The 14,726-nt window shown below is 60.9% G+C and carries 13 protein-coding genes; 8 read left to right on the top strand and 5 right to left on the bottom strand.

Going from position 1 to position 14,726, the window contains the following annotated elements:
* Nucleotides 1-342: 342 nt before the first annotated feature.
* The 3 genes from QQK16_RS18530 to bfr all read left to right on the top strand — a co-directional run bounded on the left by QQK16_RS18530 (nt 343) and on the right by bfr (nt 2,333).
* Nucleotides 343-1,389, top strand: a complete 1,047-nt coding sequence (locus QQK16_RS18530) for a serine hydrolase (RefSeq protein ID WP_284197976.1) — start codon at nt 343-345, stop codon at nt 1,387-1,389.
* 147 nt (nt 1,390-1,536) lie between these two features.
* Nucleotides 1,537-1,749: a bacterioferritin-associated ferredoxin gene (locus QQK16_RS18525; RefSeq protein WP_284197975.1), complete on the top strand. Its 213-nt coding sequence runs from the start codon at nt 1,537-1,539 to the stop codon at nt 1,747-1,749.
* Nucleotides 1,750-1,853: 104 nt separating this feature from the next.
* Nucleotides 1,854-2,333, top strand: a complete 480-nt coding sequence (gene bfr / locus QQK16_RS18520; RefSeq protein ID WP_284197974.1) for a bacterioferritin — start codon at nt 1,854-1,856, stop codon at nt 2,331-2,333.
* Between the two features lie 140 nt (nt 2,334-2,473).
* Here bfr and QQK16_RS18515 read toward each other — a convergent pair whose 3' ends face one another.
* The 3 genes from QQK16_RS18515 to QQK16_RS18505 all read right to left on the bottom strand — a co-directional run bounded on the left by QQK16_RS18515 (nt 2,474) and on the right by QQK16_RS18505 (nt 6,390).
* On the bottom strand, nt 2,474-3,517 hold the full coding sequence (locus QQK16_RS18515) for an ABC transporter ATP-binding protein (RefSeq protein ID WP_284197973.1): 1,044 nt from the start codon (nt 3,515-3,517) through the stop codon (nt 2,474-2,476).
* A complete protein-coding gene (locus tag QQK16_RS18510) occupies nt 3,514-5,175 on the bottom strand; it encodes an ABC transporter permease (RefSeq protein ID WP_284197972.1) in 1,662 nt (553 codons plus the stop codon). Before QQK16_RS18510 ends, QQK16_RS18515 begins: the two co-directional genes overlap by 4 nt.
* A 222-nt stretch (nt 5,176-5,397) precedes the next feature.
* The gene (locus tag QQK16_RS18505; protein ID WP_284197971.1) at nt 5,398-6,390 is read right to left on the bottom strand and encodes a Fe(3+) ABC transporter substrate-binding protein; all 993 of its coding nucleotides are present in this window, start codon (nt 6,388-6,390) and stop codon (nt 5,398-5,400) included.
* Nucleotides 6,391-6,696: 306 nt separating this feature from the next.
* Here QQK16_RS18505 and QQK16_RS18500 point away from each other — a divergent pair, with 306 nt between their 5' ends.
* From QQK16_RS18500 to ggt, 3 genes are all read left to right on the top strand, one after another.
* A complete protein-coding gene (locus QQK16_RS18500; RefSeq protein WP_284197970.1) occupies nt 6,697-7,686 on the top strand; it encodes a recombination-associated protein RdgC in 990 nt (329 codons plus the stop codon).
* A 248-nt stretch (nt 7,687-7,934) separates the two neighbouring features.
* Nucleotides 7,935-9,077, top strand: coding sequence for an adenylate/guanylate cyclase domain-containing protein (locus tag QQK16_RS18495; RefSeq protein WP_284197969.1), 1,143 nt, complete (start codon nt 7,935-7,937; stop codon nt 9,075-9,077).
* Between the two features lie 97 nt (nt 9,078-9,174).
* The gene (gene ggt, locus QQK16_RS18490) at nt 9,175-10,872 is read left to right on the top strand and encodes a gamma-glutamyltransferase (protein ID WP_284197968.1); all 1,698 of its coding nucleotides are present in this window, start codon (nt 9,175-9,177) and stop codon (nt 10,870-10,872) included.
* A 28-nt stretch (nt 10,873-10,900) separates the two neighbouring features.
* On the opposite strand, the gene QQK16_RS18485 is transcribed toward ggt, so the two are convergent.
* Nucleotides 10,901-11,080: a hypothetical protein gene (locus QQK16_RS18485; protein WP_284197967.1), complete on the bottom strand. Its 180-nt coding sequence runs from the start codon at nt 11,078-11,080 to the stop codon at nt 10,901-10,903.
* A 186-nt stretch (nt 11,081-11,266) separates the two neighbouring features.
* Between QQK16_RS18485 and queF the strand changes: the two genes are divergently transcribed.
* Together queF and QQK16_RS18475 are read left to right on the top strand one after the other, a co-directional pair.
* Complete coding sequence (queF, locus tag QQK16_RS18480) at nt 11,267-12,094, top strand: NADPH-dependent 7-cyano-7-deazaguanine reductase QueF (RefSeq protein WP_284197966.1); 828 nt, start codon at nt 11,267-11,269, stop codon at nt 12,092-12,094.
* A 75-nt stretch (nt 12,095-12,169) separates the two neighbouring features.
* Nucleotides 12,170-13,000, top strand: a complete 831-nt coding sequence (locus QQK16_RS18475; RefSeq protein WP_284197965.1) for an HDOD domain-containing protein — start codon at nt 12,170-12,172, stop codon at nt 12,998-13,000.
* Nucleotides 13,001-13,015: 15 nt separating this feature from the next.
* Here QQK16_RS18475 and QQK16_RS18470 read toward each other — a convergent pair whose 3' ends face one another.
* The gene (locus QQK16_RS18470; RefSeq protein ID WP_284197964.1) at nt 13,016-14,599 is read right to left on the bottom strand and encodes an ABC transporter substrate-binding protein; all 1,584 of its coding nucleotides are present in this window, start codon (nt 14,597-14,599) and stop codon (nt 13,016-13,018) included.
* Nucleotides 14,600-14,726: the final 127 nt, after the last annotated feature.

Raw genomic sequence — 14,726 nt, 5'->3', positions numbered from 1 at the left:
TGTCTCCTGATCGGTTTGCCCGTATTTTTGTATGTGTGTGGGCAGGGTAGATGCTGCAACGCAGCAAATTTGTACGCGCCCGCATTTTAGGCATGCCCTACCAGCAGACACAAGCGCCAATACATGACAGGTCATCTTGTCTAGCGCTCGGTCAAAAATGCACTGTAAAAGCAATACCTTGGTAATATTCGCCACTTCCTGGGTCATCACAAGCGCTTAATTCTTAAGCAATTATTGAGAACTCACTTGACTTGCACGACCTTAACCCATGATTTTCATGGCTTTTCATTGATCGCTTATGTATTATCGATTTATCGTGTATCTACATTCCGGAGACGTCGCATGCAGTCCCGCCTCTCCGCGCTAATTGCCGGTATCGTCGTGATGTGCTTGGTGTCCTTCCCCGCCCCTGCCGAGGCGGCCAAGGCCAGCAAGAAGCAAGTCAGCAGCAAGACGATACGTAGCAAGGCCGCCAAGAAACCAGTCAAGAAGCTGCGCTATGTGCGCAAGGGCAAACCCAGCAAGCTGGCTTTGAATAAGCCTCGCTTGCGTGGCGGCAAGATCACCCGCGTCTCTACCCGTGCCAGCACACTGGACTTTGGCGCACCCATAGGCAATCCAGGCGAATTGGCGCTGTACTCCAGCTCTGCCGTGGTGGTCAACGCCATTTCCGGCGAACGCATCTATGGCAAGAACAGCAACAGCCCTGCCCCCATCGCCTCCATCACCAAGCTGATGACGGCCATTGTGGCGTTGGACATGCATCTGCCGCTGAATGAATACATCACCATCACCGAAGAAGACGTCGACACCCTGAAGAACACCAGTTCGCGCCTGATGGTAGGCACCACACTCAGCCGTGGCGAGCTGATGCACCTGGCACTGATGTCGTCCGAAAACCGGGCCGCCCATGCACTGGCCCGCACCGCCCCAGGTGGTACCGCAGCCTTTATTGCCCGCATGAACCGCACAGCGCAATCGCTGGGTATGTATCGCACCACATTTGCCGACCCCACCGGGCTGACCAGCGCCAATGTCTCGTCAGCCGAAGACCTGATCAGGCTGGTGCAAGCAGCCCATCACTACCCCGAGATTCGGGCCTATTCGACCAGCGAAGGCTACAACTTCGTCTCCAACGTCAATAATCGCCTGTACGAATTCCGCAATACCAACCCCTTGGTTCGGAGCCAGAACTGGCAGATAGGCTTGTCCAAGACCGGCTATATCTCCGAGGCGGGCAAATGCCTGGTAATGCAGGCCACCATCAACGACACACCCGTCATCATTGTGCTGCTGGATTCTGACGGCAAGCTGACCCGCATCGGTGACGCCAATCGTATCAAGAAATGGCTGGAAACCAGCCCTGTCGCTATGTTGCGGGCGGGTTAGCACAACGCCGCATGCATCTGCTCAACGCCCGCTGACGCGGGCGTTTTGCTTTGCAGCGCCCGGAGCATAAGCTCAATGACAAGAAGTACTTGCATCCACCAATGAGAATCAATATTATTCGATAAACATTCTCATTGCATACACACCATGTACGTCTGCATCTGCAACGCCGTCACCGACAAGCAAATTCGCCGTGCCATCAACGATGGCTGCGGCAGCATGCGTGAGTTGCGCATGGAGCTGGGCGTGGCAGGCTGCTGTGGTAAATGCGCCCCTGATGCCCGCGCTCTGCTACTCGACAGCAAGCGCGAACAGATGACTGCAGGCCAAGGAGCCACCATCACCCTGGTACCCGCCTAAACAGACTTGCGTTTCCTCTTGCCGCACCCTGTCTAACTGGCATACGCTAGCGAGATAGGGGCGGCTATGCTGCTTTGCAAATTCGATTCTGCAAGGAGGGCATCATGAAGGGCGATAAAAAGGTCATCAGCTTCCTGAACGGGGCGCTGAAGAATGAGCTGACGGCGATCAACCAGTATTTCCTGCATGCGCGCATGTTCAAGAACTGGGGCTTCCAGGCACTCAATGAACATGAGTACCATGAGTCCATCGATGAGATGAAGCATGCCGATGCCCTGATAGAACGCATCTTGTTCCTGGAGGGCCTGCCCAATCTGCAGGAGCTGGGCAAGATCTATATCGGTGAAGATGTAAAGGAAGCCTTGCAGTGTGACCTGAAGCTGGAGATGGAAGCCATCCCCCTGCTGAAGGAAGCCATCGCCCACTGCGAGAAGGTGCACGACTACATCAGCCGGGAACTATTCGAGCACATCCTCGAAAGCGAGGAAGAGCATGTGGATTGGCTAGAAACCAACCTGGGCCTGATCGAGCAGATAGGCTATCAAAACTACCTGCAATCGCAGATATCTGGCAGTGGCTCCTGATCTATCGCCAGCGCACCATCACCGCTCGCGCCTGACTAGACTTGAGTCGCCAAAGAAACAGCAGGTGCCACTGCACGAAAGCCGCTGATTACTTACATCAGCGGCTTTTTTGTTGCCGGCGGGCCTATGCCTCAAGCGACTCAGGTAAAGGCGATCACGTGGTCTATTTCCAGCCGTATGCCTATGGATTCACCAATGGCATGATCGTGATGGCTGGGCACCAGGCTAAGCACCGTCGCACCCGAGGGTAACGCCAGGGTATAGAGGAACTGCGCACCCCTGAAAGCTTTTTTAACCACCCGCGCCTGCAGCGTACTGGCATCGTCATGCAGCACATCATCAGGGCGCAGCAGTACCTGCACCTTGCTACCCGTCGCGCAGTCCTGCATGGCCCGGCAGTTGCGCCTACCCAGCTCGAACACCAGCTCGCCCGGCCCGACCACCTCGGCAGGCAGGAAGGCCCCCTCCCCGACAAAGTCCGCCACGAAGCGGTCGGCCGGTTCATGGTAGAGCGCGTAGGCTGCATCCCACTGCCGCAGGCGGCCGCCTTCCATCACCCCTATCTTGTCAGCCAGGGCAAATGCCTCGTGCTGGTCATGGGTTACCAGCAAGGCCGTCATGCCACGGCTCTTCAGTATGTCGCGCACCTCCTGCGACAAGCGCTCCCGCAACTCCACGTCCAGGTTGGAGAACGGCTCATCCAGCAGCAGCAGGCGCGGTGCGGGCGCCAGGGCCCGGGCCAGCGCCACGCGTTGTTGCTGCCCGCCCGACAAGGCGTGTGTGTAGTGATCTGCATAGCCCGCCAGCCCCACCACCTCCAACAGCTCATCGACACGCTGGCGGCGAGCTGCCGATGCCACGCCTGTCATGCCGAAACCAACGTTCCCCGCCACCGTCAGGTGTGGAAACAGGGCGTAGTCCTGGAACACCATGCCAACCCCACGGCGCTGTGGCGGCCAGTGGTCGGCCACGGTGGCTACCGTGTCGCCATTGATGGCAATGCGGCCAGCCCGAATCGGCTCGAAACCGGCAATGGCGCGCAGCGCGGTGGTCTTACCGCAGCCGGAGGCCCCCAGCAGGCAGCCAATTTCACCCTCCAGCAGGGTAAAGGACAGGTCGTGCAGCACACGCTTGTCGTCATAGGTCACACCCACGCCATCCAGCGTCAACAGGCTCTTGCTCACGCGTGTTTCTCCGTCTGCACCGCCAGCAGGATAACTGGGATCAAACCCGCCAGCACGATGGCTACCGAGGGCAAGGCCGCCATCTCCCACTGTCCTTCACTGGTCATCTCGAACACCCGCACCGCCAAGGTATCCCAGCCAAAAGGCCGGGTCATCAGGGTGATGGGCATTTCCTTCATCACATCCACAAACACCATAAGCGCCGCCGTCAGCAAGCCCCCCCGCAGCATGGGCAGGTGTATGCGCCACAATACCGCACGTCGCCCCAGGCCCATGGAGGCTGCCGCCTCCTCCTGGCTGGCGGTAATGCGCTGCATGGCAGATTGGGTAGGCTCGAACGCCACCGCCAGGAAACGTGCCGCATAAGCCAGCAGCATCACCAGCAGCGTGCCTTTGATGACTTCGCTCACACCCGGCCAGCCCAAGGCATGGGCAGCGGTAATAAGATGATTGTCCAGCCAGGCCAGGGGAATGAACACGCCCACCGCCAGCACCGTGCCCGGTACCGCATAGCCCAGAGTGGCCAGGCGTGCCGCCAGCCGGCTGGCGATATCGCGCTTGCGCCGTACCGAATAGGCCAGCACCAGCGCCAGTACGACCACCACGCCGGCAGCCCCCGCCGACAACACCAGTGAGCGACCGACAAAGCCCATATAGCGCAAATCGAGCTGCTCGGCTGCTACCGACCACGCCCAGTAAAGCAACTGCGCCATAGGCACCAGGAAAGCCAGGCTCAGCACCAGCAAGCATGCACCCGCCACCAGCCAGCCTCGCCAGGGCGATAGACGCTCCGGCCGGTGGGCAGCCCCTCGACCCGTCGCGGTATAGCGCTTGTCACCACGGGCGCGCTGCTCAAGCAATGCCAGGGCCAGCACGGCCATCACCAGCAGCGATGCCAGTTGTGAGGCGGCGGTCAGGTTGAACAGGCCAAACCAGGCCTTATAGATGGCCGTGGTAAAAGTGTCGTAATTGAACGTAGCAACCGTGCCAAAATCGGCCAGGCACTCCATCAGTGCCAGGCTGACCCCACCCACCAGCCATGGACGCGCCATGGGCAGTGCCACCCGCCAGAAACCCTGGCGACGGCTCAGGCCCAGCGACGCTGCAGCCTCCAGCGCCCGCCTGCCCTGTGTAAGAAAAGCATTACGCGCCAGCAGGTAGACATAGGGGTAGAGCACCAACGTCAAGGTCAGTATCACGCCCCCGCGTGAGCGTATGGACGGAAACCAGCTGCTGTCGCCCGCAACATCGCGTATCAGGCTTTGCAGCGGCCCGGTGAAGTCGTACAAGCCTATCTGCACAAAGGCCAGCACATAGGCCGGCATGGCCAGCGGCAAGGCCAGCGCCCAGGCAAAATGCTTGCGGCCGGGGAAGTCATAGATCGCAGTCACCCAGGCCAACGATACGCCCAACCCCAGCGTGCCTACGGCCACCCCGGCAATCAGCCAGGCGGTATTGATCAGCAACTGCGGCAGTACAAACTCTGCCATATGCCGCCACACCTCGCCCTCGGGCTGCCACAGGCTGGCCAGCACCACCCCCAGCGGCACCAGCGTAACTGCCGCCACCAACCAGGCAAGGGCATGCTCATCCAGCCGACGCGGCAGGCGACGGGGGGTGGGCGGCAAGGGAGCGGTATGAGGGATATCGATGTCCATAAGACGGATAAAGCCAACGGCCGCTTGATTGCGGCCGTCGATGATTCATTCTACCCAAGGCAGAGCGCTGCTGCTAAGCGAAACCGCTACCCGGATTGATGCAGGTCAAAAGCGCCGGCCGGAAACGGTACTGTCCGGCCGGCGCTCCGATGCTTGCTGGGTGCAGGTAGTCCGTGTGCAAGAACCCGCGCAACAACGCCACAGCGGTTTTGTAAGCAGTGCTTAGCGATAGCCTGCGCGGTCCATCAGCTTGACTGCAGCTGCCTGCAACTCACCGGCCTTGGCCACGTTGATGTAGTCGTGCTTGAAATCACCCCAAGCAGCCACCTTGGCATCAGGCTTCACCTTGGTGTTGACGGGATACTCCATGTTCACGTCGGCATACAGGTTCTGCGCCTTATCGCTGGACAGCCATTCGATCAGCTTGAGGGCACCCTTTTCGTTCTTGGCATGGCGGGTAACACCAGCGCCCGAGATGTTCACGTGTACGCCCGTGGTCTTCTGGTTAGGCCAGAACACGGCCAGCGGCAAGGTGGGTTCCTTTTCCATCAGGCGGCCGTAGTAGTAGGTATTGGCAATACCTACTTCGCACTGGCCAGCCGCGACGGCCTTCAGCATCATGGTGTCATCCGAGAACGGATCGGTTGCCAGATTGGCAACCCAGCCACGCACGATCTGTTCGGTCTTGGCCTCGCCCAAGCGGGCAATCATGGTGGCCACCAGCGATTGGTTGTAGACCTTCTTGGAGGTACGCAGACAAAGCTTGCCTTTCCACTTGGGGTCGGCCAGATCCTCGTAGCTTGCCAGTTGGGCAGGCTTGAGCTTTTGCGTGTTGTAGAACATGGTGCGAGCCCGTACCGACAGGCCATACCAGCTACCCTTGGGGTCGCGCAGGTGGGCAGGTACATTGGCTTCCAGCACAGTGGACTTCACCGGCTTGAGCAAACCCATCTGCTCGGCCTGCCACAACACGCCAGCGTCCACCGTCAGCAGCACATCGGCTGGGGTATTGGCACCCTCAGCCTTGATACGCTCCATCAGCGGGCCTTCCTTGTCGGTCACGAATTTCACCTGCACACCGGTTTCCTTGGTGTAGGCATCAAACAGGGGCTTGATCAGCGATTCGATACGGGCCGAATAGACCGTCACTTCCTCGGCCATGGCGGGCATGGCAGCAACAAAGGCAGCGGCAAGCAACAAGGGGCGAAACTTCATGAGGCACTCCAGCTTTTGGATAGGTGGAAGAATCTGACGGGCATCCTCAAGCCATAGTCAGGCGGTGTTTGCTCAAGACGCTACCAGCCTACCCATGGCACCACGGGCATAACTGATACGGGCCAAGCGCACCCATCCGACCTACAAACCAGACTGTGAGAAAAATACCCTGCAAACGCGATTCTCTCACGAATGAGAACGCTTATCAAAATTGCCCGGATGGACTGGCGGATAACGGCAGCAGTGATCGAAGCGGTTCTGGCATACAATCGCCCCCTTATCCCTGTCGTCCCGGAATACCGTCCTATGTGGTTCAAGAACCTGCAGCTCTATCGCATTACCGATCTCAGCAAACTGAATGCCGACCAGCTCGACACCGAGCTGAGAAAGCGCCCCTTCGTACCGCTGGGCGCCACCGATCGCCTTGCTGCCGGCTGGATTCCTCCGGCCAGCCACGCACCCGACATCTTTGCCTACCCCAACTCCGGCGCCATGCTGATTGCCCTCAAGACTGAGGAAAAGCTGCTGCCGTCGAGTGTGGTCAAGGAGGTGGCCGATGAACGCATCACCGAGATCGAAGCCAAGGACCTGCGCAAGATAGGCAAGAAGGAAGCCAAGGAGATACGTGAACGCGTGGCGGAAGAACTGCTACCCCGTGCCTTCTCCCGCTCCAGGGTTCTGCGCGCGCTGATCGATTTTGAAGCTGGCTGGATATGGGTGGACAGCGCCACGCCAGCCAAGGCCGAGCTGTTGATCCAGTTCCTGCGCGAAAGCCTGGGCACCTTGCCCACCAAGCTGCCGCAAACCCAGCTCGACCCGGTCACCGCCATGAGCACCTGGCTGGAGCATGACGCCCCCAGCAACTTCACCCTGGACGCCGATTGCGTACTCAAGGCACCGGGCGACGGCGGCGCGCAGGTGACTTGCCGGCGGCACGATCTGAACTCTGACGAAGTCAAACAGCATCTCAAGACCGGCAAGCTGGTCACGCAGCTGGCGCTGAGCTGGGACGAGCGCATCGCCTTTGTGCTGACCGACAAGCTGCATATCAAGCGGCTGACCTTCCTCGACCTGCTGGAAGACCAGATCAAGGAAGCCAATGCGGAAGATGCCGCCGCCATGTTCGACACCACCCTCACCCTGTTGGCACAGGAAGGTCGCGGCCTGATTGCCGCCGTGATCGAAGCACTGGGTGACGAACTGGGCGAAATAGCAGCGCCCGCCACACCGATCGCTGCGCCTGCCCCGGCCCCCCAGGCAGCGGCACCGGCAGGCAAGGTAGACGTACCCTGGTAAACCAAGGGGATTGACCTACTTTGCCTGAACACCGTTTCAGGCTCCAAGACCGGCAGGCCGCCCTCGTGGCGAACCTGCCGGTTTTTTTCATTCTGGGCGCGGTGCCATCAGTTGCAGGCCTGCGCCAGCACGCCCATCCACCCCTTATCCGGAGGACCGATATCGCCCATTGATCATTTGCTACAGCAAATGTCATCCGACAGGCCTACATTTGGGGGAAAGCCTATCAATCACCCATCCACCAACGCATGTCCGATCGCCTGAACAAAACCCTGATCTGCAGCGTGGTTTTTCTCGATATCGTCGAATACTCGAGACAGCCCGTCAGCACCCAGATGCGCCTGAAAGAGGCGTTCAACAGCCTGCTGTCCAAGGCGTTGCAGGATATCGCCGTCAGCGACCGAATCATCATCGATACCGGTGATGGCGCCGCCATCAGTTTCCTGGGCGACCCGGAAGACGCCCTGTTCGTGGCCATCAGCCTGCGCGACGCCGTGTTGCACAACAATGACCCGAACTTCCCACGCTTTGCCATACGGATAGGCATCAACCTCGGCCCGGCCAAACTGGTCAAGGACATCAACGGCCAGCTCAATCTGCTGGGCGACGGCATCAATGCCTCGCAGCGGGTCATGAGCTTTGCCGAACCCGGTTGCATCCTGGTGTCGCGCTCCTACTACGAGGTGGTGTCCTGCCTGTCGGACGAGTATGCGCAGCTATTCCAATATGAGGGCTCGCGCACCGACAAGCACGTGCGGGAGCATGAGGTTTACCAGGTCGGCTTCGGTGAGCTGGCCAAGCGGGCGGTGCGGCCCGGCGGTATCCGGCGTGCTAAGCCCGGCAGCCCTGCCCATAACAAGCGCATGCTCAATCTCCGGCAAGGTGGCATAGCCGCGCTGTTGGTAGTGGCCTTGATTGCAGGTAGCTGGTGGTTCATGCAGCGCCAGGATGCTCCGCCACAGCTTGCCTTGCCGGCTGCAGCACCCGCAGTGGCGCAGACGGAGGCCGCTCCCGTCGCAGCCCCGGCTGCAGCTGACCCCGCCAAGCGCCAAGCCATCGCCACCAAACCGGCCGCGACCTCCGCACCGCCTGCCACCCCTGCGCCGACCAGCACGCCTGCAGCTACCCAGACCAGCACGCCCACGCCTGCCCCAGCCTTGCCGCCGGCAACTGCCATCACACCGCCAGCCGAGGCTGGCAAGGCCACGCCGAAAGCCCACGAAAAACCCACCGTCAAACCGACGCCAGCCGTCAAACCCGCGGTCAGCAAGCCCAAGCGTCAGGCAGAAACCGATATCCCAAGTCAGCCAGCACCCAGGCCGCGCGAAAAGGTCAAACCCTGCCCAGTGGCGGAATGCACACCGGATGGCCGCCCCAAGCGTGATCGCTAGCCTTGCAGGGGAACAAGCCAAGCCAGGGGAGATGCAGGCAGCTGGTATATATAAGTAACTGATTCTACACTCCAGCATCACCCAGCTGGAGTCGTCCATGTTACGCCCCACCCTGCTTGCCATCGCCCTGCTCGGTCATGTCTATGCAGCAGACCGGATTACCGATTCCCCCTTTGCGACGCGCTCGGAAGTCATCGCGCCCAAGGCCATGGCCGCCACCAGCCAGCCACTGGCTACCCAGATTGCACTGGACGTGATGAAGCAGGGCGGCAACGCCATCGACGCCGCCATTGCCGCCAATGCCGCGCTGGGACTGATGGAGCCAGTAGGCGCCGGCATAGGTGGCGATTTGTTCGCGCTGGTGTGGGACGGCAAGACCCGCAAGCTCTACGGCCTGAATGCCAGCGGCCGCTCGCCCCGCTCCCTGACGCTGGCCCAGCTCAAGGCCGAGCTGGACAAGCAGGGGCTCAAGACCATTCCGCCCTTAGGGCCCCTGCCGGTCAGCGTACCGGGTGCGGTGGACGGCTGGTTCAGCCTGCACGCCCGGTTCGGCCAGCTTCCCATGCGCGATATCCTGGCCCCCAGCGTGCGCTATGCCCGCGAGGGCTTCCCGGTCAGCGATGTCATCAGCTACTACTGGCAGCGCAATGTCCGTTCCCTGCTGCCCTACCCCGGCATACGCGAGCAGTTCACCCGTGATGGCGTGGGCCCGCAGAAAGGCCAGCTGTGGACCAACCCCAACCTGGCCAGAACCTACGAGATGCTCGGCAAGCAAGGCCGCGATGCGTTCTACAAGGGCGAGATCGCCCGCAAGATCGCCGCCTATATGGCGCGCAATGGCGGCTATCTCAGCTACGACGACCTCGCCAGCCACAAGAGTGAATGGGTGGAGCCGGTATCGGTCAACTACCGTGGCTATGATGTGTGGGAGCTCCCGCCCAACACACAGGGTATCGCCGCCCTGCAGGCCCTCAACATTTTGGAAGGTTACGACCTCAAGGCAGCCGGTTTTGGCAGCACCCGCCATGTGCATTGGTTTGTCGAAGCCACCAAGCTGGCCTTTGCCGACCGTGCCCGCTTCTACGCCGATCCCGATTTCGTCCGGACACCGCTTGAGCAGCTGCTATCCAAACAATACGCGGCAGAACGGCGCAAGCTGATCACGGAAGAGCGCAGCCTGCAAAAGGTTGAGGCAGGCAATATCGCACTCAAGACCAGCGACACCATCTACCTGACCACCGCTGATGCGCAGGGCAATATGGTGTCCTTGATACAAAGCAACTACCGTGGCATGGGCAGCGGTATGGCGCCAGAAGACCTGGGCTTCATCCTGCAGGACCGTGGCCAGCTGTTCGCGCTGGATCCTGGCCATGCCAATGTCTATGCCCCCGGCAAGCGGCCCTTCCACACCATCATCCCGGCCTTTATCAGCAAGGATGGCCAACCCTGGGTCAGCTTTGGCCTGATGGGGGGTGATATGCAGCCGCAAGGCCACACCCAGATCGTCATGAACCTGATCGATTTCGGCATGAACCTGCAGGAAGCAGGTGACGCACCGCGTATCTATTGGGACACGCCGCAGCAACCCACCGGTGGCAGCATGACCGATGGCGGTGCAGTCAGCCTGGAGACTGGGTTTCCCTACAGCACCATCCAGCAGTTGCTGCAGAAGCGGCACAAGCTAGGCTACGACCTGGGCGGCTATGGTGGCTATCAAGCCATCATGCGGCTACCTAATGGGGCCTGGGCAGGCGCCAGCGAATCGCGCAAGGATGGCCAGGCCGCCGGATACTGAGTCTGGCAGGCTGCCTTTGAACGGGCTTTTACTCGCCACGCTCACGCAGAAAGCGCTGCACGGTCTCGCGCGCGGCGCGATTCATTTCGGCCTCGGACAAACGGGTACGGCTGGCGCTGTTACCCAGCCTGGTGTAGAGGCGGTATGCCAGCAAGACAGACAGGATCAATGCGAGCGCAAAAAGAGCGAGTACAAAAGGGCTGGGCATGGTGTAACTACATAAAGGTATAAAAACTATCGTCTATATATATTAATCGATACCTTGGGCGGCGGCATAGCCCGGCTGCGGCGGTAGTCGAGGTAAAATGGCGAATAGCCTGGCTTATCCCCTCAGAGGCAGGCTCTAAGGCCAGCACCAGGACGCGCCCCTCCTAGCAAAACCGGAAACCCATTCATGCACCCCGAACTCTCCCCGCTGGGCCGCACCAGTGCCTATGTCGAGCAATACGACCCCAGCCTGCTCTTCCCCATACCTCGCCAGGCCAAGCGCGACGAGATCGGCGTACCGAGCACCCTACCCTTCTTTGGCAGCGACTTCTGGAATGCTTACGAGCTCTCCTGGCTTAACCCGCGCGGTAAGCCGCAAGTCGCCCTGGCCAGCTTCATGGTGCCGGCGGACACGCCCAACATCATTGAATCCAAAAGCTTCAAGCTCTATCTCAACAGCTACAACCAGACCCGGCTGGATGGCGTGGATGCGCTCAGGACCCGGCTGCAGGCAGATCTATCGCAGGCTGCCGGCGGCAATGTGAACGTACGCATCGTGCTGCCAGAGGCCTTCGGTCGCGAGCGCATGGCGGAGCTGGATGGCTATTGCATCGATAACCTCGATATCGAGGTAGACCATTACACGCCTCAACCGGGCTTGCTCCGCACCATGGAGACCGGCGAGGGCATCGTGGAAGAGACCCTGGTATCGAACCTGCTTAAATCCAACTGCCTGGTGACTGGCCAACCCGACTGGGCCAGCGTGCAAATACGCTATCGAGGCATGGCCATAGAACGCGGCAGCCTGTTGCAGTATCTGATTTCGTTCCGGCAGCACAATGAGTTCCATGAGCAGTGCGTGGAACGCATCTTCATGGATATCAGCCGTGAATGCCGGCCCGAGGCCTTGTCGGTCTACGCCCGCTACACCCGCCGTGGCGGTCTGGACATCAATCCCTTCCGTACCAGCTTTACCCAGGCAGCCCCCGCCAATCTGCGCACGGCGCGGCAGTAGCGTGTTGTGGCTGCGGGATTGCTGTGGCGGTCTAAACTGGGTAGTGCCGACCGCCCTATTGCCCAGGAATCCCCCATGCCTCAAGCCCTGTCTGATGCCGAAGCCGCACAACTGCTGAAAAGCCTGACGCTGCCGCCGCTACCACAAAGCCTGGCCGAGTTCCGCCAGGCCAGGGCGGCGGGGGCTGACCTGGCCGACATGAGCGAATTGATCGGCCGCGATCTCAGTCTCGCCGCTGCAGTGCTCAAGATCGCCAACTCGCCCGCTTTTGCCAGCCGCCAGCTCAACAACCTGCAGGATGCGGTCATGGTGCTGGGAGCAGACAATCTGGACATGGTGGTGACCAGCGTTACCCTCAAGAATGCCATCCCGCTGGCCCCCATCCTGCGTGCATTCTGGGATGACGCCACCCAGATTGCCGCCATTGCCAGCCACTTGGCGCGCCGCTGGAATCTGATCAAGCCGGAGCAGGCCTATTTGTTCTGCCTGTTCCGCGATTGCGGCATTCCGGTGCTGACCCAGCGCTTTCCTGCCTATATCGCCACCCTGGCACGGGCGATGGAAGACCCGGCCAACTTTATCCGCATCGAGATGGACAGCCGCTCGACCTCACATGTGGTGGTGGGTTATCTGCTGGCGCGTTCCTGGTTCATGCCCTCAGCGATGAATGAGGCCATCCTGCATCACCATGATTTCGACCAGCTCGGCGATGACGAGCTGCTGGAACCGGAATCGGCCCGCCTGATTGCACTGGCGCGCCTGGCCGAATACCTGCTGTTCAGCCGCCTGCGCCGGGATGCCGACCCACACTGGCCACATATCCAGGCGGCCATTTTGGCTGAACTGGGCTTTGACACTAGCTTGATGAGTGAACTGACCGAGGTCGCGACCGACGCCCTCAAGTAGCCCGCAGCACCGGCATCACGGCCAGCGCAAGCGCTCGAAGCTGAAGGGTGCGGCTGGCGAGGGCATGACGCCTTTCAACCTGGCATCATGTGCCAGTGCCGCCTTGGGGTAGGCCAGCACGGCCCAGGGAGCTGCCGTCAGGAAGTGCTGTGCCGCCGCCTCGTACAGCTTGGCACGCTTGGCCTGCTGCTGCGTGGCCCGGGCGGCATCTATCAGGCTATCGAACTGCTTGTCACACCAGCGCGCAGTACTTGTCTGCGCCGCATCGCAGGTCAATAGATTGCCATACAGCTCATCGGGGTCCAGGCTGTTCATCCAGCCTGATATCACGATGGCGTGCTCACCCAGGCGGCCACGCCGCCCAAGCTCAGCCGCCTCCATGGCCACCAACCTGGTCTTGACGCCCAGCTTGGCCCAGTCGGCCTGCACCAGTTCGGCGGTCAGGCGCGGATTGACATTGGAAGCCCCGCCACCCACCCGGGCCCAGATACTGGTTTCAAAGCCATGGGGGTAGCCCGCCTCGGCCAGCAGCTTGCGGGCCTGCTCCAGCCTGGGCGCTATCGGCGGCTGGCTGGGTGCGCCCCATAGGGTGTCTGGGGCGTAGGGCAGCATGCCTGTAGCGGCGCGCCCTTCATACACGGCCTGCACGATGGCCGCGCGGTCTATCGCCAGGCTGAGTGCCTGCCGCACCCGCACATCATTGAACGGTTTCTTCTGGCTATTGAACGCCAGAAACGAAGTGATCTGCGGTTGATAATGCACCACCCTTACCTTGGGTGCATCGCTCAGCGCAGCCTCATCCTGCGGGCGCAGGCTCTCGCTCAGATGGCACTCGCCGGCGCGGAGCTTCTGCATGCGCACCGAGGCATCGGGATTGATGCTGAAAATCAGCTTGTCCACGGCAGGCCGGCCCCTGAAATACGCCGGGTGAGCGGCATAGCGTATGACGGCACCCTTCTCGTACTTGAGCAACTGATAGGGCCCGGTACCCACCGGCTCGCTGCTGAGCCTGGCCAGTTGCCCCGCCAGCGCCAAGCGGTTGCCGTACTCGGCCGAGACGATGGACATCGGCCAGGACGCCATCAGCGCCGGGAATGGCGCATAGGGCTTGGCCAGCACAAAGCGCACTGTGTAGGCGTCGATCTTCTCGCTGGCCCGTATCAACGCCCCCCAATCGCCGGACAGCGCGGCCGGGAATCCGCCTGGGGCCGTGGCAGCGCCCGGGTGGCTGGTCACGACCTGCCGGCGTACGCTCCACAACACATCGTCGGCATTGAAATCGCGGCTGGGCTTGAAGCCGGCAGTGGTGTGGAACTTCACGCCACGGCGCAGCTTGAAGGTCCAGCTACGGCCATCGGCCGACATGCTCCACTTTTCCGCCAGCTCCGGCACCAGCGCACCACTAGCCGGTGCATAACCCACCAGGCGGTTATACAGGGGGTAGGCGGCGGCGCGGTGGGTTGCAGCGGTATCCGACAAGGCCGAGTCAAATCCGTCGGGGTCGGCATCGGCACAGAACACCAACGGCTGGGCCGCCAGGAGGTTTACTGCCAGGCTACTGCAAAGCAAGGCCAAGCCAAGGCGCGAACGAAACAACATCAACTGAACCATCCCTTCAAGGCCGGCCATGCGGCACATGCCGTGCCGGCCCTGTATTGATCTCTGTACGTGCTCTGATCCGCAGCGACTCCAGAGCCGCTGACCAGTCAATGCTGGCAGCTACCAC

This window comes from Chitinimonas prasina (assembly GCF_030160395.1).
GTDB classification, from domain to species: Bacteria; Pseudomonadota; Gammaproteobacteria; order Burkholderiales; family Chitinimonadaceae; genus Chitinimonas; species Chitinimonas prasina.
This window is presented reverse-complemented; position numbering and strand designations above follow the sequence as displayed.

What these genes read in the sequence shown, in the direction of transcription:
- QQK16_RS18525 (WP_284197975.1), top strand. Translation starts at nt 1,537, where the DNA reads ATGTACGTCTGCATCTGCAACGCCGTCACCGACAAGCAAATTCGCCGT.
- QQK16_RS18505 (WP_284197971.1), bottom strand. Translation starts at nt 6,390, where the DNA reads ATGAAGTTTCGCCCCTTGTTGCTTGCCGCTGCCTTTGTTGCTGCCATG.
- QQK16_RS18485 (WP_284197967.1), bottom strand. Translation starts at nt 11,080, where the DNA reads ATGCCCAGCCCTTTTGTACTCGCTCTTTTTGCGCTCGCATTGATCCTG.
- QQK16_RS18500 (WP_284197970.1), top strand. Translation starts at nt 6,697, where the DNA reads ATGTGGTTCAAGAACCTGCAGCTCTATCGCATTACCGATCTCAGCAAA.
- QQK16_RS18530 (WP_284197976.1), top strand. Translation starts at nt 343, where the DNA reads ATGCAGTCCCGCCTCTCCGCGCTAATTGCCGGTATCGTCGTGATGTGC.
- bfr (WP_284197974.1), top strand. Translation starts at nt 1,854, where the DNA reads ATGAAGGGCGATAAAAAGGTCATCAGCTTCCTGAACGGGGCGCTGAAG.
- QQK16_RS18470 (WP_284197964.1), bottom strand. Translation starts at nt 14,599, where the DNA reads ATGTTGTTTCGTTCGCGCCTTGGCTTGGCCTTGCTTTGCAGTAGCCTG.
- QQK16_RS18510 (WP_284197972.1), bottom strand. Translation starts at nt 5,175, where the DNA reads ATGGACATCGATATCCCTCATACCGCTCCCTTGCCGCCCACCCCCCGT.
- QQK16_RS18475 (WP_284197965.1), top strand. Translation starts at nt 12,170, where the DNA reads ATGCCTCAAGCCCTGTCTGATGCCGAAGCCGCACAACTGCTGAAAAGC.
- queF (WP_284197966.1), top strand. Translation starts at nt 11,267, where the DNA reads ATGCACCCCGAACTCTCCCCGCTGGGCCGCACCAGTGCCTATGTCGAG.
- ggt (WP_284197968.1), top strand. Translation starts at nt 9,175, where the DNA reads ATGTTACGCCCCACCCTGCTTGCCATCGCCCTGCTCGGTCATGTCTAT.
- QQK16_RS18495 (WP_284197969.1), top strand. Translation starts at nt 7,935, where the DNA reads ATGTCCGATCGCCTGAACAAAACCCTGATCTGCAGCGTGGTTTTTCTC.